Raw genomic sequence first — 23,706 nt, 5'->3', positions numbered from 1 at the left:
AACCACCCCCACCACACCCCCTCCAGAACAGGCACCCCCCAACACCCCCGGCAAGGCGCCGTACGATGCGATACGGCGCGACGCCGGAACACCCCGCCACCCCAGGGCCCACGCCACCCATGCGATACGGCGCGACGCCGCAACACCCCCGCCCCACACCACCCACACACCGGCACACCGGCACACCGGCACACCGGCACACCGGCACACCACAAGAGGACCCTGCCACTCCGCCCCAACCACCACCCCCCGCCACAGGCAGTAGGCAGTGGGGGTGAGCAGTAGGCGGTGGGCGGTGGGGTGAGCAGTAGGCGGTTGCGGGCACCACACGCCGAACACCACAAACCCACCAGCACCACCACCACAAAGCCCAACCAAGCCCGCCCCGCCGGGAAGCCCGCCGCCACCCACGCACAGGAACCGACCCGGTGCCGGGTCAGGCGTGCAAGAAGGGCCCGCCCGGGCCCTGCCGCATCACCGGAAACTTGTCCAGGAAGCGAACGACGTCCAGAGGCTCGCTCCTCACCGCAACACCGCCCGCCCCCGCACACCACTCCCTGCGGAAATGACTGCCGGCGCAGGGAACCCCGATGCCCACCCTTGCCAGGAACCGCGCCCACGCACCGACCCCCGAGAACGCCGCCGACACCGCCACGACAGGGCGAACGTTGCCTGACGCGGCACCGGTGTCCTGCAAATCATGGCCGGGCAACTCTCGCCAGCAGATACCCCCTAGGATCCCCGCTCATGGACACCATGGGCGGGGATTTCTCATCTCAGGACACGGACCGCGGCACGGCCGTCGAGTTCGTCTACACGCCGACGGCCGCGGACTTCCAGGAGGCGCTCCGTGCACGAGCCCGCCGTACCCCGGCGGGTCGGGCCGAGGCGCTGCTCATATTGCTGGCGCCGGTGGCCGCTGCGGCCATCTACGCAGCGCTCGGCGATGCCGTGCCGCTCGTGTGGATCATTTCGCTGGTGCTCGCCGTGGGTATCGGGTCCTGGGGCGCCGTATGGGCGCTGCGCGCCACGGCCCGCCGGACGTTCAGCATCGTGGAGCCGTACGGGCAGTGCCGCATGGTCGCGGACGACCGCGGCGCGGTCAGCACCGGCGAGCGGGTGTCCTTCACGCTCGACTGGACGGTGTTCCGGGAGTACCTGGAGACGCCCGGGCTCTTCGTACTGCTGGGCGGCGAGCGCGCAGCCGGAGTCGCGGTACTGCCCAAGCGGGCGGCGCAGGACCCCGCGGACGTGGACCGTCTCAGGGCGATCCTGGACCGGAACCTGAAGCGACGCTAGGACCTGTCCGACGGGTCTTGTGACGCGGTCGGGGCCGTGGGGGACTCAACAATGACAGGCGACGACAGCCGCCGCCCTTCTGACCCGCGTCAGAACGGCGGCGGCTGAAGTGCGTGCAAGTCACCAGGGTGCCACGTCACTTCCAGAAGAACTGATCGAGTGCCCCACACGCCCTAGACTCGGCCATTGAGACTCCACCGACCTCGGCTGTCAGTGGCAGTCGAAGCGCCAGTCCCACGGCAGGCCGGGACACCGGCGGCAATGGAAGAAGTAGACGCCGCCGCAGTCGCCCAACTGTATGTCGCCAGTAATGGTCAGAAGGTGCTCCATGCGGTGTCCGCTCTCGCAGTCCGGCCAGTCGGCAGGCTGCGTCCAGGCGGGCCAGCCGCCGACCTTCGTCCCGATGAGGTTGGAGTCGGGTGGCCACACCGCGTGGCCCGTCGGCATCCGGAGACGAGGTTCCCAGGTCTCCCACATGTCCTTGGGCAGATCAAGCCACCTCGGATAGTCCTCCGCGGTCGTCGGTGACAGCGTGGACGGTTCCGGCATGTTGTCCTCGTCGTACTCCCCCTCGCTCACCTCGGGGTTCTCGGACAGCAGCCCTCCGGCCACGATCTCCGCCTCGTTACGCCAGTACAGTTGCGGCATCACCAGCCCTCTGGGGTCCTGCTCATGCATCAGTGCGCACCACACCAGCTGTAGGAGATCCTTCCCTTCCGGAAACTCCAGCCCCGGCACGTCCCGGGCGAACAGCTGAAGGATCGGCACCATCGGCACCGCGCCCGGGACAATCTCGGTCCTGTTGGACGGGTCGGAGCCGAAGGTCCAGTGGTCTTCCTGCGCGCAGTACGACCACGGCTCGTCCGCGGGCCACAGCAGCTTGCCTCCCACCGAGCTCTCCCGCACGCCAGGGACGCCGGGCTCCGGGTTGAGGAGGATGGTTTCCCGGACAAGGCCCGCGTACTCCGGTATCAGGGTGCGCAGATCCTTCGCGGGCAGCTCGGGTGCGTCTCCGGGCATCAAGGCTCCTCAGGCGTACGGACATCGACGGAACGTGCGGGCACGTTAGTACGTGCCACCGACAATCCCTCCTGCAGACCTCGTCGCTGTGTTCTCCGTTGGTGCCGGTACAGCAGCGAAGTACCGCAACCGCAGCAACCAAGAGCGGCCTGCCGCGGCTGCCTGAGACCATCGTTTAGCCGGAATGGCCCTCAGCGACCTTTCTGCATAGAGCTACGGATCAGAAGGTTCTCATGAGGCAGCTCGGTGGCCCGGGCCGTCTCAAGGCCGCTCAGCAGTGGCCCACGACGACCAACGACCACTCAGCCGATCGCAAGCACGCCCGGGCCAGCAAAAATCCAGCTCCTCAAGATCCCCGACAAGACCCAGGGCAAGAAGACAGTCCTTGATTCGCCCGTTGAGACGTTGAGCGCGACGGGCATCGTCAGTGGTGCTGTCTAGAGTGCGCAGCATCAGCGCTGGATCGAACACCCAGGGGTGGGACATGAAGGAGCCCGAGCGGATCGCATTGCTGCGGATCACTGGTAAATACGGCGGCAGTGTCGTGGTCGAGCTGAACGATTCCTACGCCCCGGGCATCCCGGACGTGAAGGGACAGCTCCTGGTCCACAACGACTTCGTGGCCGGTGTCCTCGACACCTATGTCGATCCAAGAGACCTGGCCGGCTGGGCTCACGTACTGGACGAGGTCGCCGCGGGGCACGACGCCGTCTGGCGTGAGGCTGCACGAGTCGCCGAGATCGGCATCCGCCTGAACTGGCCGGAGGACGACCAGGACGGGATCACGGTCACCATCGCAGACCAGCAGACCACCAGGCTGGCCCTCTCCCTCGAAGTGGACCGCGGCTGGATCGACGAGCAGCGTGCCCTTCTCGAAAGGCTCCGCGCCGTGTGGGCCCACTTGATCCCGGCGAACTGAGGAGTTTCAGAGGAGGTCGGCCCGTGACACAGACGCGCCAAATTGCGCAAGGGCTCACGGAAAAGCAGCGGCAACCGGGGCAGATGCCGCAGGCGCCGAAGTCGGATTCACCCAGGTCAGCGACAACCACAACCACCCCTGAGCACACCACCCCACACCCCCCGGCAGGGCCCGACCCCGAAGCACAGCAAACCCCGCACGCAGACCCCCGCCACACCCGCCGGCAACAACAGCAGACACACCAGCAACGCTCACGACACGCCACACGCAGCCCCTACAGCCCGTGCACAATGCCGCCCACCAGCCCAGCACTGCCCGACGAAGCCACCACGCCGTCACGGCTCCCGCTTCATCCACACCACGACAGGTGACAGCCGCCACCAGAACACCGCTCGGCTCCCCGAAGCTGCGCCGGCACGGCCACCCCACCCCTGCCCGCACGACCACGGCTGCCGACCCAGGCATGCCGAGGTCCCCTCACCCCAACCTAGCCAGGGAAACCGGCCCCACACCCCAACCACGAGGCCGTGGCAAGACCTCGACGACCTCGCACACAACAACAGCGAGAGACTCAGCACAACCCACAACCACCGCAGCAACGAGCACTCCTCACACACACGGTGGTGGCGCACATCAGAGAACCGCAGTCGCCGCGCCAGCCCTCATGGGCGGCTTCGCTGCCGGCCTGCAGGGCAGCGGCGAACATCCCCCCACCGACCACCGCGCAACAGACCTCAAAGCACTCTCCCGCCAGGATGCCTGGAAGAGATACACGGTGGTGCCGATCCCCCGCAGGTCGTCGAGACCGCCGCGAAACAGGCGCCGAGTGCAGACGGACTCGAGCCGACCGCTCCCATGACCACAACGGGAAACGACCGGTTCGCAGACCACACACCAGCCGGCCCGCCCACCAAGCCCCTTACCCGCCCGGCCGGTCCGTGATCAGAGCGGGCGAACATCACCTGCCGCGCAGGCCTGACCGCACGGATCACTTCGTCCGGATCCACCACAGCGCAGCAGCAACCATGGCTGATCCTGATAGCTGCAGCGGCGCGGTGGGAGCGCTCGGCTACGACGCGTGCGGACGGGAGCTGCTCGCCCAGGCCCCCGATCTCGACACCGTCGTGGTGGCCCTGGGTTCCGGCGGCACCATGGCCGGCCTCGTCCACGCCCTCGGTCCCCAGCGGGTACTCGGCGTGCACTGCGGCGCCGTCGACGACCCTGCCGGGGTGGTCTCCGCGCTCCTCACCCCGATGGACGGCCGGCCCGTCACGCACGGCTCGCTGCGGCTACGCACCGACCAGGTCGGCCCCGGCTACAGCGCCCTCACCGACCCGGTCATGGACGCACTGACGCGCGGTGGGCCGCGGCCACCGCCCTCATCTGTCTTGCCGGCCTCGACGGAACCCCTGTCGGCCCCGGTCTGCTCAGCCGGATTGTCACGGAACTCACCGCAGTTGCCGGCAGCCCGTTCGATCGCGTAACCGACTACTGCGAGGGCGACCTTCACGGCCACATCGAGCGCACCCTGCACGCACTGCCGCCCGGCTCGGACCTGGCCGCCGTGCGCGAGGCGCTCGACGTGTGCCTGCCCCGCGTCGTATGGGACTACTACGGGTCCCGCACCCGCAGGGCAATCCAGGAGCTCTTTCCCGCTCCGCAACCGCACCCCGCACCCCGCTACGCCGACCTGACGGCGGCGCAGCAGCAGCTGTTGGGCGATCTCGCCGGCCACCGGCACGCCTGGCTCATCCGCTCGTCCGCAGACCGGCTGCGGGACCTCGGCCTTCCACACACGCAGGAGACCCTGCAGTCCTTCGTCGGAGCGCACCACACCGCCTAAAACCCTCCAGCACCACGCAGCGAGCGAAGGAGCGCTCAGGAACGTAAAGGCGGCACGGCTGCTCGGCCCGACAGGCACGCTGAACAAGCAGACGACTCCTGCTGGCCACCTGTGAAGCGCTCGTTCCGGTTCCTCACTCAGTTGAGAAGCGGAGCACGTGAGGCATCGAGCAGCCCTGGCCGATTCCAAGGCTCTGGCCGCAGTTCCGTGACGGCGTGCGTCCTCATGCCGAGTGCTGATGCTTGTGCAGGGCTGTGCTAGCCCGGAAGCGGAGCCGTCCACAGCGGTCCTTGTCTTCGTCGGTTGCGTCGTCGGCGCAACAGCAGTGCTGCGCCAGCCAGCGCAAGTCTTCCTGGTCAAGCCATAGAGCGATACGGCCCTGTGCGGCCTCCGCTTGCGGATCCGTGGGTTCCGGCGACTTCATGCGTCCTGACTGTATGCCCAGCTCTCGGAGCCTCACGGCTGGATGAGGATGCGGGTCCGCAGGAGTTCGAACGAAGCTCGGCCATACATGGCTCGCTTGAGTGTTTTCACCCGGTTCACGTGTCCTTCGACCATGCCGGAACTCCGGCTTCCCGTGCAGCACCACACCGTCCAGGCCGACGCCTTCATGCTCGAGCGTAACCAGCGCGCATTGCGCTGCCCGCCGCACAGGGCTCGTCTCCACCCAGCGGCACCTCACATGCGCGGCGGCCTCCTCGTCTGCCGGTTCGCCCTCGCGCAGCGTCAACGACATGACGCTGACGCGGCCGGCCGCATGCCGGTGAACAACTCGAACCTCGCCAGCCTCGGTACAGGGCTTTCCAGGCTTCCGAACGCTGCCAGCATGTGATCCCGCGGAGCCGTGCCCGCTGAAGGGTCCTCCTTCCAGGAGGACAGCCGCTCGCGAGCCAGCGAGAAGGGCTCGCCCTTGGGCCACAGCATGAACAGGTCGAAACCTTCGTCGCGCAGAGTGTCACGTCCACGGAACTGGAAGGAGATTCCGCGAGTACGGCCGCGTAGCGCCTGCCGCATGCTCACGTACGGATCACGTCCGTTGATCGACGCGTACAGCGACTCTTCAAGCCACTGCTCGTCCGTACCGTGCTCCACGACAACGTCAACGTCGTTCGGATGAAGCGCCCCACGGATGTACGACCCGAAGACGTACACCTCGTCCACTAGGCCCAGCGGCCAGCCGCCCTGCTCCAGACGCGTGATCATGTCCTTCAGCAGCCCCGTGGCCCGCTCACGCTTCACTCCGGCACACCCTCCACCGCAGCGAAGGCCGCACGGAACTCCTGCGTCGTCACGTACACGGAACCCGGTACCGCCCGACGCCTACCATCCTGAATGGGCTGGGAGACCACCTCGGCCGAGGCCCTCATACGCCCCATCCGGTAGTCCTCAACCACCCCGGCCAACTCCTCCGGGACCTCCCGCTGATCCACAACGCCCGCGACAGCGCCCTGCGGATACGAACCGCCGAACGTCTCGAGCCGCGACCAGCCCAACAACCGGGCCGCCTTGCGTATCGCGGAACGGATCAGTTCGGTACCACCCAGCGCCTCGGCCTCATCAACAGCCAGACGCAGCTCGTACGACCCACCAAAGCCACCCCCTCAGGAGGACACGACCGGCGCAGCAACGGCACAACAACAGCAACAAGACGCTCACGACGCGGATCACCCGAAAACGAAGGCACCAGCCGAGCGTAACCACGCCCCCACTCCCCCAGCCCGCGAATCCATCAACTCCCGCCCCACACACGCGTCATCCAACCCACCCCCCGAAACGACAACGCCCTTCACCGACCAAACGACACCATCAACACCAACCACCCACCCGAACCCGGCCCCCGAGCAGTGAAAACAGATGACACCCACCCAATGAAAAAACCACGACGCCCATCACGTAGTGACTTGTCCTGAATTTCCTTTTTTGCTTACGCTCGACATTCCACGCGAGGGAAAACACGGGGTCTGGAACAAGGACCGCATCCAGAACCTGAAACTGCCGACAACCCACCCCGTCACCTCTGTGACGTCGGCCGGATCGGGTACAGGCGTCGCGGCAGTCACGCACTCACGCCGGCACGGGCAGTTCGAACCACACGGTTTTACCCCTACCGCTTGGGGAGTTGCCCCAAGCAGAGGCAAGGGCTGACACGATCATGAGGCCTCGGCCGCCTTCAGCTTCGTCTTCCTGGCGCGGCATCGTCACAGTCCGTGGTCGATGCGGATCGCTGTCCCGCACCTCCACCCGCACGCGGTCTGGGTATTTTCGCACGACAACGTATACGTCACTGTCTCCGTGAACCAGGCCGTTGGTGACCACTTCCGACAGCAGCAGTTCTTCTTCGTCGGCCATACCGGAAAGGTCCCACCCGTCTAGCCACTCCCTGATGAGCTTACGTGCGCGTGGGGTTCCCTGGAGATCACGGCGATGGATTTTGAGTTGGCGTATGACGCGCTGCGCCTCGCTGGATGGCCCTTCGTAGCACACGAGAAGGAGTGCTGCATCGTCTGTGTGTGTTACGCGTCGTCTTCCGAAGCCCTTCATGATTTGATCGGCGAGAGATTCGATATCCGCGTGGCTTCCCAAGGCGGTCTTCAATGTTTCGGCGTCGAGTTCGCTTCCGAGGCTGATCAGGCCATCGGTGAAGCATGCGATTATTGTGTCAGGCTTCAGCGCCAACTCAGCGGCTGTATAGCGCGTATTGGGATATACGCCGAGCGGCATTCCGATGTCGAGATCGCTTGGCGAGGGGACTATACCGTCAGCTGTGTGGATAAGTGGCAGCGGATGGCCAGCACTGGCCAACTCCGCCACACCTGTGTCGGGGTCCAGCCACAGGCAACAGCACGTGGCGAATAGGTCTGTGTCGAGGCTGATCAGAAGGTGATTAGCCCGCTCAAGTACTTCCCCAGGACGTTGACCTTCGTCTGCATAGGCTCGCACGGCACTGCGAAGCTGCCCCATGACGGCGGCGGCAGCGGGATTGTGGCCTTCTACGTCGCCGATGACCATGGCAACGCCTCCGGTGGGGAGCGTCAGCAGGTCGTACCAATCGCCCCCAATGTCAGTCCCACTCGCTGCTTGTGCATATCTGCCGGTACTTACGACGCCTGCTGGCTGTGGGAGCATCCTGGGCAGTAGCGCTTGCTGCAGTTTCTCGACCAGCACGTGCCTGGCCTCCTGCGTCTGGGTGCGATCCACGGCTTGGGCCAGCGCTGTGGCCAGAGCTGTGAGCGCCGACTGCTGTACGGCGAGATCCCGGTGAGGGCGCTTGAATGCTATGGAAAGTGCACCTACCGATCGCTTCCCGACCAGCAGGGGAGAAACTAGCCAGTCGCAGGCCTCGTCCAGCGCTTGCTCCGCGAGCCGGCCTCTGGTCTGTTGATCGTGCGCTGCGTAGAGGGCATGCCGTTGCTGTACGACAGCGTCGGTTTCTGGCGTGCTTTTACCAAGCCTGGCCCAGTCCGCTGTACGGATAAATTCTGGTGAACAACCGGATGCGTCGGCTATTTGCAGCCGGTTTTCCTGTACAAGGCTGACTATCACGGCCTCGGCAGAAAATCCGCCGATCACTCTGTCCATAGCCATTTTAATCGCTTCACTAGTCCGCACGACATTCGCCAGAAGCATGGCGAGTTTGTGGACATGGTAGATCAGCGGGACAGTGGGGGACGAAAATTCTCGGGCGTCGGCATGCTCCCACTCGGCGCTTACGACGAATGGAACTGCGGGAGGCTCCATTAGCCCATGACGCTCGGATAGCCGCCCGAGGTGAATGGCTATATCGGCCGCGACTTCAACCAATTGCTCGATTTCTTCCTGGGCAGTTCCGCTGCGGGAACGTGGCCAGTAGACGGTGATCGTACCGAATTTGCGCCCGCCGTGGGAGATGGGAGCCGCGGCGATCTGAAGTGGGAATGGCGCAAACACTGAAAGATCCGGATGGAATGGCATGAGTTCCGGGCCGTGCGCCGTGACGACAGAATTTGTTCGCCAAGCGCGGGCCGATGGATATACCTCGTCGTCGAGCGATACGCGTTCCACAGATCCGATTCCAAGCGGTGTGACGGCTACCACCGCAGCACGCAGTTCGGCTGCGTCTGAGGCACGGAGGAAAACCGTCGCAGCGGCGCCGTGGACGTTGCGTACCAAATCCTTGACCGCTGTGAGCAGGAAGTCCCGCTGACCGCCCTCATGAAAGGACGTTTGCTGGGTACGGCTTGGCGTGGGTTCAATCTGATTCATCGCATCGCCACCCGGCGCCGTGTGCATGTCTTACCAGACTACTGCCGTCACTGAGCCCTTTCCAACCTCGTGCGTTGATGGTCAGTTGCGCTGGGAGGGGGAGTGGCGGAGGCGGCCCAACGTGTTGGCCATCGTGCCGGCAGAGGGTCTCGAGCGAATCTTCCTGGCTTTCGGCGTCGTCCTGTATTCCCCTCTGGTGACCAAGCGCAGCGAGTTTGTGCTGCCGTCAGGTCGGTCCGGTCTCTTGGTTGATCAGCGCTTCGGCTAGTGCTCGGACGTCTTGATACGGCTGACTGTCGTTGATCGAGGTGGACAGCGCGCGGGCGCCCTCGAACAGCACCGCGAGCTGCCGTCCCAGGGTCTCGGGATCGCGCGCACCTGCCTCAGCGGCCGTTTTGACCAGGCGGGCGGTGAACTGCCTTTTGTGGCGCTCAACCAAGGCTGCGGCCTCGGGCATCGTTCCGGCCGTCTCAACGGCGGTGTTGTGCAGGGGGCACCCGCGCACGATCTCCTCGATCGGCGGCGAGTCGGCGAACAGTTCCAGGAGACGCTCGCGGGCACTGAGGTCGCTGCGTTCCAGAATGGCTTCGACGCCGACGGGCCCGTCCGAGTCGGATTCGATGCGTTGCACGTAGGCGCTGACCAGGGCTTCTTTGCTGGGGAAGTGCTGGTAGAACGTGCGCGTCGACACATGTGCCACTTCTGTCAGCTTCGCGATGCCCGTCGCGTGGATGCCCTCGCGCGCGAACAACTGGACCGCGGTGCGCAGGATCCGCTCCCGCGCTCCCCGCCCGCCTTTGGTCGCTCGGGCCGTAGCCTCACTCGTTCCCATGCCGCAAGTATAGCGATCGATTTACTTTGGTGCGGGGTCGTGCTACGTTGAAGTACATCGATCGCTTTACTTCGCGGGATGCGGCGCATCATGCGTCGGCCGACGAGGCGCGAGGACCGCTGCCGCTCACTGGCCGGCCAGGTGCGGCTCGCACGCTCCCCGTGAGCTCGCCGTGGCGCACGAAGGGGCCTACTCGGCGAGTCGGGTGCTCGGGCTCCGCTCTCGTGGTCGGCGATCCAGATCATGCATCTCCCGACACAGGCAAGTCAGAAAGGAACGAACATGTCCACGCAGAACTTCGTCGCAGTTCCCCACGAGGTCGTCCGGTGGTCGATCGACACAGGAACGTCCTTCGAGGACTTCCGGACCAGGTACGAAGCTGCTGTACCGGTACTGGACATCGACCGGATGACGCAGCTCCGCACCGAGCGGGCGAGTTGGGACACCGTGGTCGCCGCTGCCGCGGAGAACGCCCCGTACGGTTTCATGCGCTTCTGGAGCACCGACGTCGGTGCGACCATGCGACTGGCCGGCGACCCGGGGCTCTGCACCACCTACCTGATGGGAAATCACACCATCGCCGAGCGCATGTACCGACACGATCCGGCGGTGATGCTCTACGCCCCGCTGCGTACGACGATCATTCAGGACCGGCAGGGCGCCACGCTGTTCTCCATCGACCAGCCCAGCACTCGCTTCTCCAGCTTCGGCGTTCCCGACATCACTGCCGTCGGCCAGGAACTGGATCGCAAGGTCCTCAACCTGCTGGAAGTCCTGGACGTGACCGTCCCGCCTGCCCTCTCCGCAGCCGCAGCGAATGAGCGCTGACGGCGGCACACAGGTCGGAAAAGAGGAACCGAAGCCCCCGCCGTTCATCGGGCGAGGTGCCCTGCCCCTGCAAGTGTTGATCGCTTGTCAACAGTCACTAAAAAAATTTCGAGGAGACATCATGCCGGACAAGGACACGACCGTCGGCACAACGACAGGAGACGACGAGCTGGTTGAGCTCGGCGTGGCCGCGGCCGCTGCCGCGATCCGTGGAGGCGACATCACATCCGAGGCGTACACGTCCGCACTCTTGCGGCGCGCACGCAAGCATGCCGACCTGAACTCTTTCGTCACCATCGACGAGTCCGCAGTGCTGGCTGCGGCGCAGGCGGCGGACAAGGCCCGCGCCGCGGGTTCCAATGCTCCCCTCCTCGGTGTCCCGATCGGGATCAAGGACAGCTACGCGACCGCTGGTGTCCGTACCACGCTCGGCGTGAGCAACCTGAAGGACTTCGTCCCGAACCACGACGCAGACGTCGTCGTCGCACTCCGCGATGCCGGGGGCATCGTCTTCGGAAAGAACAACCTCGTGGAGATGTCCTTCGGACTGACCGGACACAACAGCACGTACGGCCAGGTGAAGAACCCCTACAGCCACGCCCATGTCCCCGGCGGATCCTCCAGCGGCTCCGGGGCGGCGGTCGCCGCCCGCATCGTCCCCGCATCAACCGGAGGCGACACGGTGGGCTCCATCCGAGTCCCTGCGTCCCTGTGCGGTGTGGTCGGTTACAAGCCCACCAACGGCCGCTGGCCCGGAGGCGGCGTCGCCCCGATCTCCCACACCCTCGACACCACCGGCATCCTCGCCCGCAGCGTCGAGGACTGCGCGCTGCTCGACCAGGTCGTAACCGGGCACGCCACCTCTCCCGCTTCGCAGCGCTCCGACCTGCGCGGGGTGCGGTTCGCCCACGCCCCCCGGCAGTACATGAGCGTGATCGACCCCGAGACCGCAGCCCACTTCACCGCCGCGCTGGAACGCCTTCGCGACGCCGGCGCCGACATCGTCGAAATCGATCTCGGCGACGATTTCATGGACACGACGAACCACCTGACGTGGAATTTCTTCTTCCGCGAGATGCGAGAAGCAGTCACGCAATTCGTCACCCGCAACGACTTCCCCGTCACGTTCGATGAGATCTACGGCGACATCAAGCCCCAGCTCAAGACGATCTGGAGCCAAGTCGTCGTCCCGGGCGGGCAGGGCTACCTCTCCGACGAAGGCTACGCGTCGGCTCTGGCCACCGAACGCCCGCGTCTCCAGCGCCGACTCGGCCAGGCATTCACGCAGAACGCGGCCGACGCACTGCTCTTCCCGACCACACCGTGCCCCGCACCTCTGATCGACAACGGGTCGAACTTCACCGTCGCCGGCCAGCAGGTGGACGACCGTTTCCTCGCCTACAACACCATCCCCACCAGCGGAGCGGGCCTGCCCGGCATCAGCATCCCCATCGGCCTCAGCACCGAAGGCCTGCCGATCGGCCTCGAAATCGACGCCGCCCATGGCAAGGACAGCCACCTCTTCGACCTCGCCCGCCGGGTGGAGTTGCTCTTCGACGCCCTGCCCACCCCCGCCTGAAAGCGACACCGCCCAGCACTCCCACCGATACCGAGTACGAGAAGAGACATCACCATGCCCGCAACAACCGCAACAACCGCTCCCACACAGACCGTGGACGTCGCAGGAACCCCTTTCGCCTACCGAGAGGTGGGCACGCAGGAAGGCGTTCCCCTGGTCCTCCTGCACCACGTCACTGCGGTCCTGGACGACTGGGACCCGGCCGTGATCGACGGCCTTGCAGCCGAGCGGCACGTCATCCTCGTCGACCTGCGCGGAGTCGGCCGCTCCGGCGGGACCACCCCCGACACCTTCGAAGCGATGGCCAACGACACGATCGCCTTCCTGGACGCCCTCGGCTTGGACGCGGTCGACCTGCTCGGCTACTCGCTGGGCGGCATCGTCGCCCAGGTCGTCGCCCAGCAGTACCCCGACCGCGTCCGCCGGATCATCCTGGCCGCCACCGCACCAGCAGGCGCACACGGCCCGGCTGCCACCGGCGCCACCCTTCAGGCGGCCATCGAAAAGGCAACCGAGCAGGGCAAGCACCCCAAGCACTTCCTGTTCTTCGAGCCGTCACCGACCGGCCAGGCAGCCGCAGACGCCTTCCTCGCCCGCCTGGACCGGCGCACGACCGACGACCGCGACGCCCCGATCTCCAACGACACCGTCGGCGCCCAGCTCACCGCGCTCATCACATGGGAAAAGGAAACCTCGCCAAACGGCCTGGCAGCCCTGAAGCAGCCCGCACTCGTCGTCAACGGCGACAACGACACAATGTGGCCCACAGCGACCGGTACCCTCCGCCTCGCCCAGTTGCTGCCCAACGCCAAACTCGCCATCTACCCCGACTCCGGCCACGGCGGCATCTTCCAATACCACGAGGTGTTCGTGCAGCAGGCCCTGGACTTCCTCCGCAACTGATCCGCCCGGGGGCGTTGCCGTACCCACGCTCGACCCCGACTGACACACACGAAGCGGCTCCCGGCATCTACCCGGGAGCCGCTTCCCCATCTTCTGAGGCCCCCGGCACGATGACCCTTCCCGAAGACTGCCGAGCAGTCCCCGCACGCTTGGCGGCAGCACGGCGTCGAAGGCTTCGAGTACTACTGCACCCCGCCCGGCCAGCACGAACGCTCTGCGAAGACCCTGGCCTGGGAGCATCGACAGCTCGGTCGCGCAGGGAAAGCCGTCAGGCTCAGCCTCGACAACCGGATCGCAACCTTCAAGACAGCGCTGCCGCAACACACGGACGCGGCTGATTTGCTCCTGGCCGTCAAGTCGATCGGAAACGCAGGCAGCCACGAGGACGTTCTCCGCATCACCGACGTCCTGGAGGGAGTCAAGTTCTTGGACCATGCCCTGTCCTTGATCTACGAAACAAACCCCGACGACATGACGAGGAGGGCATCCGAGGTCACTCGTACGCAACATCCGGCACGGACTGAGACGAAGGCGGGGTCATGGCTGACATCTGGCTAAGGGATCACCAGGTCGAAGCCGTCGCCGCCGTCATTCGGGGCTTGGACGTACCACAGGGCGGGATCCCAGCGAACGGCCTGCGGGGCCAGGTACACGCCGCGTACGGAACGGGAAAGACAGTTATGGCGGCTGCGTCGGCGAAGCGGCTTGTGCCGCGAGGGCGTGTGCTTGTGGTGGTGCCGACGCTGGACTTGCTGGCGCAGACGGTGAGGGCGTGGCATGAGGTCGGGCATGGGGGGGCCGGCGGTTGCGGTGTGTTCGCTGCAGCCGCCTACCGGCGGCTGTATCTGACGGCGACGCCGCGGATCTGGGAGGAGCGGCTGAACCGGGAGGTTGCGCAGGGGGTGCGGGATCCGCTGCCGCGGGAGATGGCGGCCTCCATGGACGACGAAGCCGTCTTCGGCCCGGTGCTCTACAAACTGTCACTCGCGTCTGCCGCCTCTCGTGGGCTGCTGGCCCGGTACCAGATCATCGTCCTCCAGCTCCAGGACCCGGTCGTCACCCCGGAGCGGCTGATGGGCGAGGACCGGCGTAGCGAGGAGGTCCGCGGGCAGCGGATCGGAGCCCTGCAGGCCGCGCTCCTGCACACCATGGCGCAGCACGGTCTGCAGACATGCATCACGTTCCATCACCGGACGATGGAGGCGCAGGCGTATGCGGAGGGGTTGGAGCGGGTGGCGGCGAAGCTGCACGCCAACGAGCCGGACGTGTATCCGAAGCGGATGTGGGCGGACTGGCTGTGCGGCGAGCACCTCCCGCAGCGCCGGCGCGAGGTCCTCGGCTCCTTCGGGGCCACGGGGCAGCGGGCCGTGCTCTCCAACTGCCGCGTCCTGGGTGAAGGCGTCGACATCCGCGCCGTGGACTCCGTGGCCCTGCCCGATCCGAAGGGTGCGCCGCACGACATCGTCCAAGCCATCGGCCGTGCGCTCCGGCAGAAGCCCGGACAAGGCAAACTCGCCTCACTCATCGTGCCGGTATTCCTTCAGCCCGGGGAAAAGCCGGAGGACATGTTCACCTCCGGCTCGTACCGGCCGCTCGTGAAAGTGCTCGAGGGCTTGCGGGCTCATGATGAAGAGGCCGTGGAATTGCTGGCCATTCCTCAAGCGCCGCAGAAGGACGTCGCGCAGCCGTCCGAATGGATCGGAACAGCGCCGGAAGAGGGCGAGGAAGGCTCCCGTTTGCTGCTGCGTTTTGCCGCTCCGCGGGATCCGGTGATGGTCGCACAGTGGGTGTCGTTCAACGTGATCGACACCGAGCGGCAGGACTGGGCCCGCGGCTGGGCCAAGCTGAAGGAGTACGTCGAGCGCGAAGGCAACGCCCGCGTCCCCTACGGACACCGGGAAGGCGCCACACCCCTCGGGCAGTGGGTAGCGGAGCAGCGACGCGCGTACGGAGCCGGAGAGATGAACAGCCAGCGCGCCCGCAGGCTAGAACAGCTCGGCATGGTCTGGTCGGTGGCGGATGAGCGGTTCCAGGAGAACTTCGCGGCCGCACGCGCGTACTACGACGAGCACTGGACGCTGTGCGCGCCGCGCACGGCGACGGCACTGGACCGGCCGATCGGACAGTGGCTGTCCAACCTCCGCCGCCCCGCCGCCCTCGACAGCCACCCGGAGTGGAGGACGGCGCTGGAAGCCGTGGACGCCGACTGGAATCCGGCATGGCCGGCCGACTGGCAACGGCACTACGCGGCACTACGCGAGCTCGTACGCGACGAAGCAGGCCAGGCCGACTTCCTGCCCGGCGTCACCGTCCACGGCATGGACATCGGCAAATGGCTCGCCAAGCAGCGCCAACCGGCTGTCTGGGCCGGCTTGCTGGACGGGCAGCGCGAACGCCTGGAAGCCTTCGGCATCGCGCCGCTCGCCCCGGCGCCGGAAGCGCCCGCCAAGGCCCCTCAAAGCGCCCTGAGCGCCTTCGAGCGAAATGTCGCGGCCCTCGCGCAGTACAAGACCCGCACAGGCTCCCTGACCGTCCCCAGAAGCCACATCGAGGCGCTGCCCGACGGCACGGAGGTCAAGCTCGGGGTCTTCTTGTCCAACACCAAGACCAGGCGCGCCAAGCTCACCGCCGACAAGCTCGCCGCCCTCGCCGCCCTCGGACTCGACTAGGCGCATGGAGGGCTGAGCTGAAGCGCAACGGTATCGGTAACGCCGCCCCCGGCGGTGGTGCGACACAGTGGTACCGAGGACGGCGGAAGGGCTGGGTACCGAGCCCTCACCGCCTGTTCGGAGCCGACGGCCTTGATGGATGCCGTCGGCCGTCGTGTGTTTGGCCCCGCAGATCACCGAGCCGACGTCCTCTCCGTGACATCAGTTGCGGCGGTCAACGGCCGAGTGACTGAATCGCACCGACCGCGATGCTTACCAGCGACAAGAACGGCGAGGACCCCGCCAGCGATCCTGACGATCACCGGCGTCATCAGCTGGCTCGCGCCGATGGTGTTTGCTATGAAGCCGTGGATCCGCCAGGCAAGATCGCGGAAGTTGATTGCCACGGCTAACGCAGTGACACGCAGTGGCCGGCCGTCGGGTGATCCTCTGCCATGCTGCGCGGATGAGTGTCCGCCCATACCCGCCACGCGCCCGCACCTTGCGGCAGATCATGCGCCAGCACCGCAACGAGATCCCACCCGCCCTGATGCCGGTCGCCCGCTCGCCGCAGGGGCCGGTCGGCGAGTATCGACTGCCGACGCGGGCCGACTACCCGGGAGGGTCTTCTCAGGGGTGCCGGACCGTCCGCTTCACGGCCATCTCCACCTCGTAGCGGGACTACCGGCTCAAGGTGGCATGGTCGCGCCGCGCCCGGCCGGGCGTCATGCGTAGGCCGGCGACTTCTCCGGCCCGACCGCCGGGCCGACGGCCGGTGCGGCGCGCGGGGCCCAGCCGCCGCGCAACCAGACCGAGCTTGCCCCGATCCCAGCCGCGGCCGTACCGCCCGTCCCTTTTACCAACTACCATCCCTCCAATTTCAGCCAGAGGCTGAGCCGGCCAGGGCTGTGAGGGTGTCGTCCAGGTCGGTGGCCTTCGGCTGGTTGTGGGGGAGCTTGGCCAGGATCTTGGCCAAGCCGCAGGTGTTGGTGAGGGCGGAGAAGACCAGGCCGCCCGCGACGCCGGCGGAGAGCCAGCGGGCCGTGTTCCAGCGTTGTCCGGCGATCAGGCCGGTCAGGACGAGGGATCCGGCGGCAAGGCGGACTTGGCGGTCCATGGCCCAGGAGGTGCGGGTGCCGGCCAGGCGGTGGGTCTCGTGGCCGAGCTGCGTCCAGGCCGTGATGCCACCGGTGAGGGTGGCGGCGGTGATGCCCTGGTCGGCCAGGCGTCGGCAGGCTTGGTGGGAGCGGGTGCCGGAGGCGCACACGATGAGGAGGTCGCTGCGGTCTGCCGCGGTCCTGAGGGAAGGCAGGGCGGTATCAAGATGATCGAGGGGGATGTTGTGGGCGCCGGGCAGGTGGCCGGAGGCGTATTCGCCGGGGGTGCGCACGTCGACGACGGTCAGCTCGTGCAGGCGGGCGTTGGCCTGGTCGGCGGTGAGGGCGGTGGTGGGTGCCACGGGGATTTTCCTTTGCTTGGTTCGGGTTACCCCTTCGCTAGGATACCCAAGGGGGTATCTCGAAGGAGTGTGGGTTGTGGAACTGGCGATGGCGGCCGAGGAACTGAAGACGGTAGTCAACCGGCTGCGCCGGGCCCAGGGCCAGATCGCCGGTGTGATCAAAATGATCGAGGAAGGGCGGGACTGCGAGGACGTCGTCACCCAGCTCGCAGCAGCGTCCCGAGCTCTGGACAAGGCCGGTTTCGCGATCATCGCCACCGGTCTGCAGCACTGCCTGACCGACGCGGACATGGCCGCCTCCGGCGACCAGGAGCAGATGCGCAACCGGCTGGAGAAGCTGTTTTTGTCTCTGGCCTGAGCAGCGATGCCGCGGGCGCCCGGTGATCCCTCCGACTCCTCAGGTGAGAGCGTCAATAAGCATGAAGGCCACCACTGCCAGCAGCACGACGGCGAGGCTCCGTTGCAGCAGGGTGCCAGTGACCTTGGCGGCCAGGCGTTTGCCGTCCCAGGCTCCCATGATCGCCGCCCCGGTGAAGGGGCCGACCCCCCCAGTCGACGCCAGCGGTGGTGGCGCGGGTGGCCAGGGAAGCCAGGGAATTCGCCGAGATGACCAGCAGGCTGGTGCCGACGGCGGCCTGCATCTCGAACGCCCAGCACGGTGACCAGGGCCGGGACGACGAGGAAGCCTCCGCCGACCGCGAGCAGTCCGGTCAGCGCGCCCAGCCCTGCGCCGGTTCCGGCAGCCTTGGCGGGCCTGGCCTGACCGGTCGCCGGGCCAGTGGCTGTGCAGCTGGGGCACAGCATGTTGACGGCGACGACGGCGAACGCGGCGGTCAGTACCGGCGCGGGCAGGCGGGATGCGGCGGCTCCTGCTGCGGCAGCGGGTAGGAGTCCGGCCGCGGCGAACAAGGCGCCTGCTTTCCAGCCGGTGCGGGCGTGGGTGTACAGGGCGGTGAGCGAGGTGGCCATGACGATGATCAGGCTGGCGGTGGTGGCGGCGGCCGGGGTGAAGCCGAGCAGGTGGATCAGCGCCGGTACCGCCACGACGCTGCCGCCCCCGCCGAGCGCGCCGAGCACGAGTCCGACCACGGTCCCCGCTGTCAGGGTCAGGATCAGAGCGCTCACGCTATGACACCGCCACCCCGCCCGGACCGACGACCGGCAGACCTTGGCGTGCCCAGGCGGTCATGCCGCCGGTGACGTCCGCGGCCTGAACTCCGTGTTCGGCCAGCAGCTTTGCGGCCTGCCGGGAGCGGTGACCGGAGCGGCAGATCGTAACCACCGGCTTGCCCCGCGCGGCTGCCAGGAGCGGCTCCCCAGCCATCAGGCCGGAAAGGGGCAGGTGCAGGGAGCCGGGCGCGTGCCCGGCGTTCCACTCCGGTTCTTCACGGACGTCCAGCGGGACAGCGGTGCCGTCGCCGACCTGCTGATGAGCCAGGTGGGGGGTAAGGCGGCCGGGACCGCAGCGGAGAAACGTGAACATCGTTTAATTGCTTTCGTGCAGGTGGCGCGGAAGGGCGTATCAGTCGGGGCGGCCGCGGGCGAGGGGCAGTCCCGCCTCGGTGGCGGCGGCGAAGCCGTCGTCGACAGCGACCACGTCGCGACCCCCCGCGTCGAGCAAGGAGGCGGCGATCGCCGCACGCATCCCGCCGGCGCAGTGCACCCACCACCCCGTCCGGCAACTCGTCGATGCGGCCGTGCAGCTCGTGGATCGGGACGTGGACCGAGTCCTCGATGTAGCCGCCCTCGCGCTCCGAGTCCCGGCGCACATCCAGCACAACCACGTCGCCGCGCTCACGGACATCGGCGAGGTCGGCGAAACGGGCGCGGAGAAGGGATCACCAGCGACTCCTTCGGCAAGATCGAGTTCGACTACGGAAACCCCCATGGTCCCTGGCGTCGACCACCCCGGCCCCGACCGCGTCACCCGCCTCGAAAGCCAGACCGAAAGTAATCCCGAGGTCTAACGAGCTCGTGCACGGTAGGCGGTGAGGCGTCGTGGGCCTCGGTGGGGCTTGGTGTTTCACATTGTTCGTGCCGTGGTGAGGTCGGCGGTCTGCTGGTGGGACAGCAGGGCGGCGACGGCTTACACGGTGTCGCTGATGTGCTCGCGGCGGCCGAGGTGGCGGGCCACTGCCCGCCAGTTCTTCAGGTGTGCGATGCCGTGCTCGACGCGGATACGCCGCGAGGAGTGGGCCTTGCGTTGCCGTTCGTGCATCTCCTCGTACCAGTCCGGGGCGTTCTTCTTGAACTTGCGGTGCGGTGGCGTCACCACGCGCCCGCCGGTCTGGGCTCCCAGGCCCTGGTAGCCGGCATCGCCAAGGATCTCCAGTGCGGGCCCACCATCCAGGAGCCTGACCAGCCCTAACTGGCGGGCATGGGTGATGTCCGCGCAGCTGCCGTGCTGCGCCGGGCTGCAGAAGAGCATCCGGCCGTCGCCATCCGTGACGACCATGGTCTTGACCGCGTTCTGCTTGCTCTTGCCGGAGATGAACTTCTCCCGGTCCTTGCGTCCGGCGGCCGGGCGCCTGACTCGGATCTCGGTGCCGTCGATGATGCCGGTCTTCCCGCTGGCGCCGATATGGTCAACGACCTCGGCCAGTGTCCGCAGCCGCACACCCGGGTGGATGGTGCACCCTCGCTCGGCGAGCAGTGGCCGTACCTCGCCGATGGCACGGGTGATGGTGGAGCGGTCCACACCGAACCAGCAGGCCAGCACGTCATGAGTAACGGCATGGCGCAGATGCACGAGCGCCGCCAGGAGCCGGTCGATGAACACCAGCCGGTGCTTCGCACCCGCGCCCACAGCCCGCTTCCGCGGCCTGGACGCGAGCTTGGCCTGGTGTCGCTCGTGCCACAACGGGCTCACCTCAGCGACGAGTTCAGCGATCACAGCAGCCGACATGCCCGTGATCCTCCGGTTGCCGATGATCGCTGCACGAGACACGTTCCCCACCACACGACCATGATCGACGATCGAGAACTCGACGCCTCACCGCCTACCGTGCACGAGCTCGTCAGACGAGCCCCAGGGCGAGCCCGAGCTGGCCGGGCCGATGGGCACGATGGCCCTGTTCTGACCGCCCGCTGCATCAGCCTACGGGGCCCCCTTCGGGGCTGGCCCCTCCAGATGGGCGCTGATTGGTCGGGATCGCCGTTTGATTGAAAGTCGGCTCGCCCCTCGTCATAACCTGCACCACATAGTTGTAGTTGAACAGGTGGCAGTTCAGCAGCCCACACTTTGTATTGAGGACCAGGCAGAGTGGGCTGCCGCCAATACCGCCGAAGGTCTGTGCCTCCAGGCTTACATCTGCGCTATCGACGGCAAAGACGTTCGCCTCGTCCTCGGTTGGAGCCACGGCCCCTATGGACGCGTTAACGCTCTTCTGGAGGATCCCTCCAGGCTTCGTCGAGTCTGTGGTCGAGTAGAACCTAACCTGGCCCCCTGCGACGGGGAGGAAGCTCTTCATCGTGAAGTGCGTGGTGGGCGCTACGAAGCCGATTTCGCATTGAACCCACCCCGTATACCTTTCAAGCAGAAAGCGCTCGTCTCCAGAGCTCTGAGCGTTGACCCAGTGCCGCATGTAGCTGAAAGAATGGACAGAGTTCAGGGGCCTTCCGTACGGTCCGGGCATTTGAATAGTCCTTCGTGCGCAGGTGTGGTCTCACTGCATCATGAGTGGCCCTTACGAATTCCACGGCCTGGACTATTCGCCTAGGCCCTCGTGTCCTGCGCGGGGTCGCGCTCACGATGCTCAGCCAGAGCCCCCACTGGCTTGCCTGAAATGGCCTACTTCTATTTTGGGCCGTCCGGTGCGAGCCCGCATCTCGAACCGTATTTGTCTGGCGGGGTGTGAGCTAATTACGGCCCCCGGTCAGAGCCGACCGGGCCGCTGCCGATCGTGGCGTCGTTGTGACCGACTGTGGGCCCGTCAGGCCTGCCCCCTGGGTGGGACCTTGCTGGTCTCGTGCCGCCAGTTGAACGGCGACCAGCCGCCGTAGGGGCAGGGCCGCTTCACGCCGCCGATCCCCTCGTCGTCGACCTCGCGCACCCAATGCGCAGCGACCAGGGACCACTCGGCCATGCCGTACGGCCGGCACGTCCAGCAGTCGGAAGCCTTGCACGCCACAGCATCCACCGCCCTCGGAAATGGGGGCGGGCCCCCGCGCTCGGGGGTGCGGGGGCCCGTGAGACAGAGGTCCGGGTGGGACTTCGCTCCGTCGGATCGGCTCTTGCAGGAAACCGAAGGACTGGCCGGGCCTGTCCGCCACGGCGATGGCAGCCAGCCCAACGGCGACTAGATGATCAATTCCACGGGATGCCGGCGGAGGGTGTCGGATGGGCGGCGGCCGAGGTACCGCGAAACGGCCAGGCGGCGGACTGCCAGCCTTGGTTGTCGAGGTAGCTGCGGGCGGGGTCAGGCGGCAGGGTCGGCTTCGGGGTGAGTGAACCGCACGGGCTTGCCCAGCGACCGGGCGTAGGCGATTCGGCTCGGGTGCTGTCTCCGATGTAATCGCCGACTAAGACCGTGTCCTATGTGGTGAGGCGGACGAGCCGCTTGTAGCAGCAGGTGGCTGCAGCGAGCCCGAGAAAGGCCAGGTAGTTGCGGGGATTGCGTTCGTAGCGAGGGCTCACGCGTCAGTAGCCAGAGAGCCAGGACATGGTCCGCTCGATGACCCAGCGGCGTCGCCCTAATCGTTCGCTGGACTCGATGCCTTTGCGGGCGATGCGCACTCCTATGCGTTTCCATCGCAGCCATCTGCGCAGGTCGGCGCGGTCGTAGGCTTTGTCCGCGTGTAGGCGCTGGGGCTTGAAGTGTCGGCCGCGGTGCGGGTCGTGTCTCGTTTGGTGACCCTCGATCATCGGCTTGAGACCTTCGCTGTCGTGGGTGTTGCCGGCGGAGAGACCGACGAGGAGGGGCAGTCCGTTCGCGTCCGACAGGATGTGCATCTTGGAGCCCGGCTTGCCCCGGTCCACGGGGCTCGGACCTGTGTGTTCGCCCCCTTTTTAGCCCTGACATGGGCGGTGTCGAGGACGACGCGGGTGACGTCGATGAGGCCGGCGTCGTCGAGGCGGTGTAGCACGGCTTCGTGCAGGCGGCCCCAGACCCCGGCCCTCGACCAGATCAGGAAGCGGCGGTGAGCAGTCGACTTCGACACCCCGAAGCACGGCGGCAGTTGGCGCCATGCGCAGCCGCTGACCAGGACATAGATGATCGCTGCGAACAGCGTCTCATCAGGCGTGTCCTGCGTGCCGCCGCCCTGCGGCCGCACCTTCGACGGTGGGATCAGCGGCTTCGCGATCTCCCACAGCCCATCCGGAACAATCCAACTCCACGTACGCCGCCCCATGACGAGTTCAACGACGCCTCACCACATAGGACACGGTCTAAGCCGCACACCACGACGGCGCAGCCGAGGCGCTCCGCTTCCTTGATCACGACCACAAGCCCCCTGGAACCACCAGCTCACCATGCGTCCACCGTGATGCTGGGCGATAACCGGCGTGAGATCACAACCGGTTGACGATCACGTGGCACAGCCGTACCCCACCTGTCACACATCCGGCACAGGCCCGACACCGTGCGGCGGTCAGGGTCCGTGAACGCACGCCGGGCGGGAACTCGCTCTGTCCGGGGGTGGCGGGACGGTCACCTGAGCGGTCGCCGACGCACGCGAACCCGACCGGATCGCTCCCCCTGGAGCAAGAGCATCGTTGATCATGGACGTGTGACTCACCGCATCAGCATGCTGATCTCCGTTTTCGGCGTCCTTGTCAGTGCGCTGCTTCTCATCGTCGGGGTCCGCGAGTACCGGTCGGGAGCATCCGTTCTCTGGCCTGGGGCCGGTGGCCTCATCTTCCTCGGCGCCGTCTACACGCTTGTGCGTGACGTCCGACGTCCTCAGAAGTGAAGCTGGCCGACGTAAAGGTCTCTTCAGGCTTTCGTCGCTATCGGGCAAAGATCGCCCCACCTGGGAGCAACCACCCTTCTTATTCCATGACCGCGCATGGTCAGTTAGCGAAAGGTTCATGTGCCCGGGTGGGGACCTTCCTAGCTTCTGGGGGTCGCCCGGCCTCCACGAGGTCCACGGAACATGGGCCGTGGCGGCATCCCGGCCCCGCGAAGCGGGTC

General features: G+C 66.7%; 21 protein-coding genes and 3 pseudogenes. 11 read left to right on the top strand and 13 right to left on the bottom strand.

The window, feature by feature from the left end:
* The first annotated feature begins 747 nt into the window (after positions 1-747).
* Positions 748-1,299: a YcxB family protein gene (locus ACIP2X_RS07650; RefSeq protein ID WP_401668739.1), complete on the top strand. Its 552-nt coding sequence runs from the start codon at positions 748-750 to the stop codon at positions 1,297-1,299.
* Positions 1,300-1,509: 210 nt separating this feature from the next.
* Here the strand turns inward: ACIP2X_RS07650 and ACIP2X_RS07645 are convergent, their stop codons facing one another.
* Positions 1,510-2,319, bottom strand: coding sequence for a hypothetical protein (locus ACIP2X_RS07645; protein WP_401668737.1), 810 nt, complete (start codon positions 2,317-2,319; stop codon positions 1,510-1,512).
* A gap of 484 nt (positions 2,320-2,803) precedes the next feature.
* Here ACIP2X_RS07645 and ACIP2X_RS07640 point away from each other — a divergent pair, with 484 nt between their 5' ends.
* The 3 genes from ACIP2X_RS07640 (at position 2,804) to ACIP2X_RS07630 (ending at position 5,081) form a co-directional block, all read left to right on the top strand.
* Complete coding sequence (locus ACIP2X_RS07640) at positions 2,804-3,238, top strand: DUF5959 family protein (protein ID WP_401668735.1); 435 nt, start codon at positions 2,804-2,806, stop codon at positions 3,236-3,238.
* Positions 3,239-4,263: 1,025 nt separating this feature from the next.
* Entirely contained in the window at positions 4,264-4,722 is a 459-nt protein-coding gene (locus ACIP2X_RS07635; RefSeq protein ID WP_401668732.1) for a hypothetical protein, read from the top strand.
* A gap of 80 nt (positions 4,723-4,802) precedes the next feature.
* Positions 4,803-5,081 (top strand): hypothetical protein, encoded by a 279-nt coding sequence (locus tag ACIP2X_RS07630; protein ID WP_401668730.1) that lies wholly within the window; start codon positions 4,803-4,805, stop codon positions 5,079-5,081.
* Between the two features lie 726 nt (positions 5,082-5,807).
* Here ACIP2X_RS07630 and ACIP2X_RS07625 read toward each other — a convergent pair.
* From ACIP2X_RS07625 to ACIP2X_RS07610, 4 genes are all read right to left on the bottom strand, one after another.
* Positions 5,808-6,320, bottom strand: a complete 513-nt coding sequence (locus ACIP2X_RS07625; protein ID WP_401668727.1) for a nucleotidyltransferase domain-containing protein — start codon at positions 6,318-6,320, stop codon at positions 5,808-5,810.
* Positions 6,317-6,577, bottom strand: a complete 261-nt coding sequence (locus tag ACIP2X_RS07620; protein ID WP_401668725.1) for a hypothetical protein — start codon at positions 6,575-6,577, stop codon at positions 6,317-6,319. Before ACIP2X_RS07620 ends, ACIP2X_RS07625 begins: the two co-directional genes overlap by 4 nt.
* A 568-nt stretch (positions 6,578-7,145) precedes the next feature.
* Positions 7,146-9,350, bottom strand: coding sequence for a SpoIIE family protein phosphatase (locus ACIP2X_RS07615; RefSeq protein WP_401668722.1), 2,205 nt, complete (start codon positions 9,348-9,350; stop codon positions 7,146-7,148).
* Between the two features lie 199 nt (positions 9,351-9,549).
* On the bottom strand, positions 9,550-10,155 hold the full coding sequence (locus ACIP2X_RS07610; RefSeq protein WP_401668720.1) for a TetR/AcrR family transcriptional regulator: 606 nt from the start codon (positions 10,153-10,155) through the stop codon (positions 9,550-9,552).
* A 282-nt stretch (positions 10,156-10,437) separates the two neighbouring features.
* Here ACIP2X_RS07610 and ACIP2X_RS07605 point away from each other — a divergent pair, with 282 nt between their 5' ends.
* The 6 genes from ACIP2X_RS07605 (at position 10,438) to ACIP2X_RS07580 (ending at position 16,789) form a co-directional block, all read left to right on the top strand.
* Positions 10,438-10,983, top strand: coding sequence for a DUF302 domain-containing protein (locus tag ACIP2X_RS07605; RefSeq protein WP_401668718.1), 546 nt, complete (start codon positions 10,438-10,440; stop codon positions 10,981-10,983).
* Positions 10,984-11,104: 121 nt separating this feature from the next.
* Positions 11,105-12,562: an amidase family protein gene (locus ACIP2X_RS07600; protein ID WP_401668715.1), complete on the top strand. Its 1,458-nt coding sequence runs from the start codon at positions 11,105-11,107 to the stop codon at positions 12,560-12,562.
* 54 nt (positions 12,563-12,616) lie between these two features.
* A complete protein-coding gene (locus ACIP2X_RS07595) occupies positions 12,617-13,465 on the top strand; it encodes an alpha/beta fold hydrolase (protein ID WP_401668713.1) in 849 nt (282 codons plus the stop codon).
* A gap of 225 nt (positions 13,466-13,690) precedes the next feature.
* On the top strand, positions 13,691-14,023 hold the full coding sequence (locus ACIP2X_RS07590; RefSeq protein WP_401668940.1) for a DUF4145 domain-containing protein: 333 nt from the start codon (positions 13,691-13,693) through the stop codon (positions 14,021-14,023).
* Positions 14,005-16,134 carry a Helicase associated domain protein gene (locus ACIP2X_RS07585; protein ID WP_401668710.1) on the top strand — a complete coding sequence of 710 codons (2,130 nt, stop codon included), beginning with the start codon at positions 14,005-14,007 and terminating at the stop codon, positions 16,132-16,134. The genes ACIP2X_RS07590 and ACIP2X_RS07585 overlap by 19 nt, the downstream gene beginning before the upstream one ends.
* Before the next feature lie 445 nt (positions 16,135-16,579).
* Positions 16,580-16,789 (top strand): hypothetical protein, encoded by a 210-nt coding sequence (locus ACIP2X_RS07580; protein ID WP_401668707.1) that lies wholly within the window; start codon positions 16,580-16,582, stop codon positions 16,787-16,789.
* 204 nt (positions 16,790-16,993) lie between these two features.
* Here the strand turns inward: ACIP2X_RS07580 and ACIP2X_RS07575 are convergent, their stop codons facing one another.
* Positions 16,994-17,572 (bottom strand): rhodanese-like domain-containing protein, encoded by a 579-nt coding sequence (locus ACIP2X_RS07575; RefSeq protein WP_401668704.1) that lies wholly within the window; start codon positions 17,570-17,572, stop codon positions 16,994-16,996.
* 76 nt (positions 17,573-17,648) lie between these two features.
* On the opposite strand from ACIP2X_RS07575, the gene ACIP2X_RS07570 reads away from it, so the two are divergent.
* Positions 17,649-17,930: a metal-sensitive transcriptional regulator gene (locus ACIP2X_RS07570; RefSeq protein ID WP_401668702.1), complete on the top strand. Its 282-nt coding sequence runs from the start codon at positions 17,649-17,651 to the stop codon at positions 17,928-17,930.
* Positions 17,931-17,969: 39 nt separating this feature from the next.
* On the opposite strand, the pseudogene ACIP2X_RS07565 reads toward ACIP2X_RS07570, so the two are convergent.
* From ACIP2X_RS07565 to ACIP2X_RS07535, 7 genes and pseudogenes are all read right to left on the bottom strand, one after another.
* Positions 17,970-18,697: pseudogene (locus ACIP2X_RS07565) on the bottom strand (sulfite exporter TauE/SafE family protein).
* A gap of 1 nt (position 18,698) precedes the next feature.
* On the bottom strand, positions 18,699-19,055 hold the full coding sequence (locus tag ACIP2X_RS07560; protein ID WP_401668699.1) for a rhodanese-like domain-containing protein: 357 nt from the start codon (positions 19,053-19,055) through the stop codon (positions 18,699-18,701).
* A 39-nt stretch (positions 19,056-19,094) separates the two neighbouring features.
* Positions 19,095-19,410: pseudogene (locus ACIP2X_RS07555) on the bottom strand (rhodanese-like domain-containing protein); the annotation flags it as partial.
* 248 nt (positions 19,411-19,658) lie between these two features.
* Positions 19,659-20,531 (bottom strand): transposase family protein, encoded by an 873-nt coding sequence (locus tag ACIP2X_RS07550; protein WP_401668696.1) that lies wholly within the window; start codon positions 20,529-20,531, stop codon positions 19,659-19,661.
* 133 nt (positions 20,532-20,664) lie between these two features.
* The gene (locus ACIP2X_RS07545) at positions 20,665-21,207 is read right to left on the bottom strand and encodes a hypothetical protein (protein WP_401668694.1); all 543 of its coding nucleotides are present in this window, start codon (positions 21,205-21,207) and stop codon (positions 20,665-20,667) included.
* Between the two features lie 297 nt (positions 21,208-21,504).
* Positions 21,505-21,702 carry a hypothetical protein gene (locus ACIP2X_RS07540; RefSeq protein ID WP_401668692.1) on the bottom strand — a complete coding sequence of 66 codons (198 nt, stop codon included), beginning with the start codon at positions 21,700-21,702 and terminating at the stop codon, positions 21,505-21,507.
* 404 nt (positions 21,703-22,106) lie between these two features.
* Positions 22,107-22,924, bottom strand: a pseudogene (locus tag ACIP2X_RS07535) (IS5 family transposase).
* Between the last annotated feature and the right edge of the window lie 782 nt (positions 22,925-23,706).

This window comes from Streptomyces sp. NPDC089424 (assembly GCF_044749345.1).
Lineage (GTDB): Bacteria > Actinomycetota > Actinomycetes > Streptomycetales > Streptomycetaceae > Streptomyces.
Note: the sequence above shows the minus strand (reverse complement) of the source record. Positions and strands in the feature narration are given on the sequence as shown.

Bases quoted from the DNA above. Each gene is read 5' to 3' on its own strand.
- ACIP2X_RS07650 (WP_401668739.1), top strand. From the start codon at position 748: ATGGACACCATGGGCGGGGATTTCTCATCTCAGGACACGGACCGCGGC.
- ACIP2X_RS07645 (WP_401668737.1), bottom strand. From the start codon at position 2,319: ATGCCCGGAGACGCACCCGAGCTGCCCGCGAAGGATCTGCGCACCCTG.
- ACIP2X_RS07640 (WP_401668735.1), top strand. From the start codon at position 2,804: ATGAAGGAGCCCGAGCGGATCGCATTGCTGCGGATCACTGGTAAATAC.
- ACIP2X_RS07635 (WP_401668732.1), top strand. From the start codon at position 4,264: ATGGCTGATCCTGATAGCTGCAGCGGCGCGGTGGGAGCGCTCGGCTAC.
- ACIP2X_RS07615 (WP_401668722.1), bottom strand. From the start codon at position 9,350: ATGCACACGGCGCCGGGTGGCGATGCGATGAATCAGATTGAACCCACG.
- ACIP2X_RS07610 (WP_401668720.1), bottom strand. From the start codon at position 10,155: ATGGGAACGAGTGAGGCTACGGCCCGAGCGACCAAAGGCGGGCGGGGA.
- ACIP2X_RS07605 (WP_401668718.1), top strand. From the start codon at position 10,438: ATGTCCACGCAGAACTTCGTCGCAGTTCCCCACGAGGTCGTCCGGTGG.
- ACIP2X_RS07600 (WP_401668715.1), top strand. From the start codon at position 11,105: ATGCCGGACAAGGACACGACCGTCGGCACAACGACAGGAGACGACGAG.
- ACIP2X_RS07595 (WP_401668713.1), top strand. From the start codon at position 12,617: ATGCCCGCAACAACCGCAACAACCGCTCCCACACAGACCGTGGACGTC.
- ACIP2X_RS07585 (WP_401668710.1), top strand. From the start codon at position 14,005: ATGGCTGACATCTGGCTAAGGGATCACCAGGTCGAAGCCGTCGCCGCC.
- ACIP2X_RS07580 (WP_401668707.1), top strand. From the start codon at position 16,580: ATGAGTGTCCGCCCATACCCGCCACGCGCCCGCACCTTGCGGCAGATC.
- ACIP2X_RS07560 (WP_401668699.1), bottom strand. From the start codon at position 19,055: ATGTTCACGTTTCTCCGCTGCGGTCCCGGCCGCCTTACCCCCCACCTG.
- ACIP2X_RS07545 (WP_401668694.1), bottom strand. From the start codon at position 21,207: ATGCCCGGACCGTACGGAAGGCCCCTGAACTCTGTCCATTCTTTCAGC.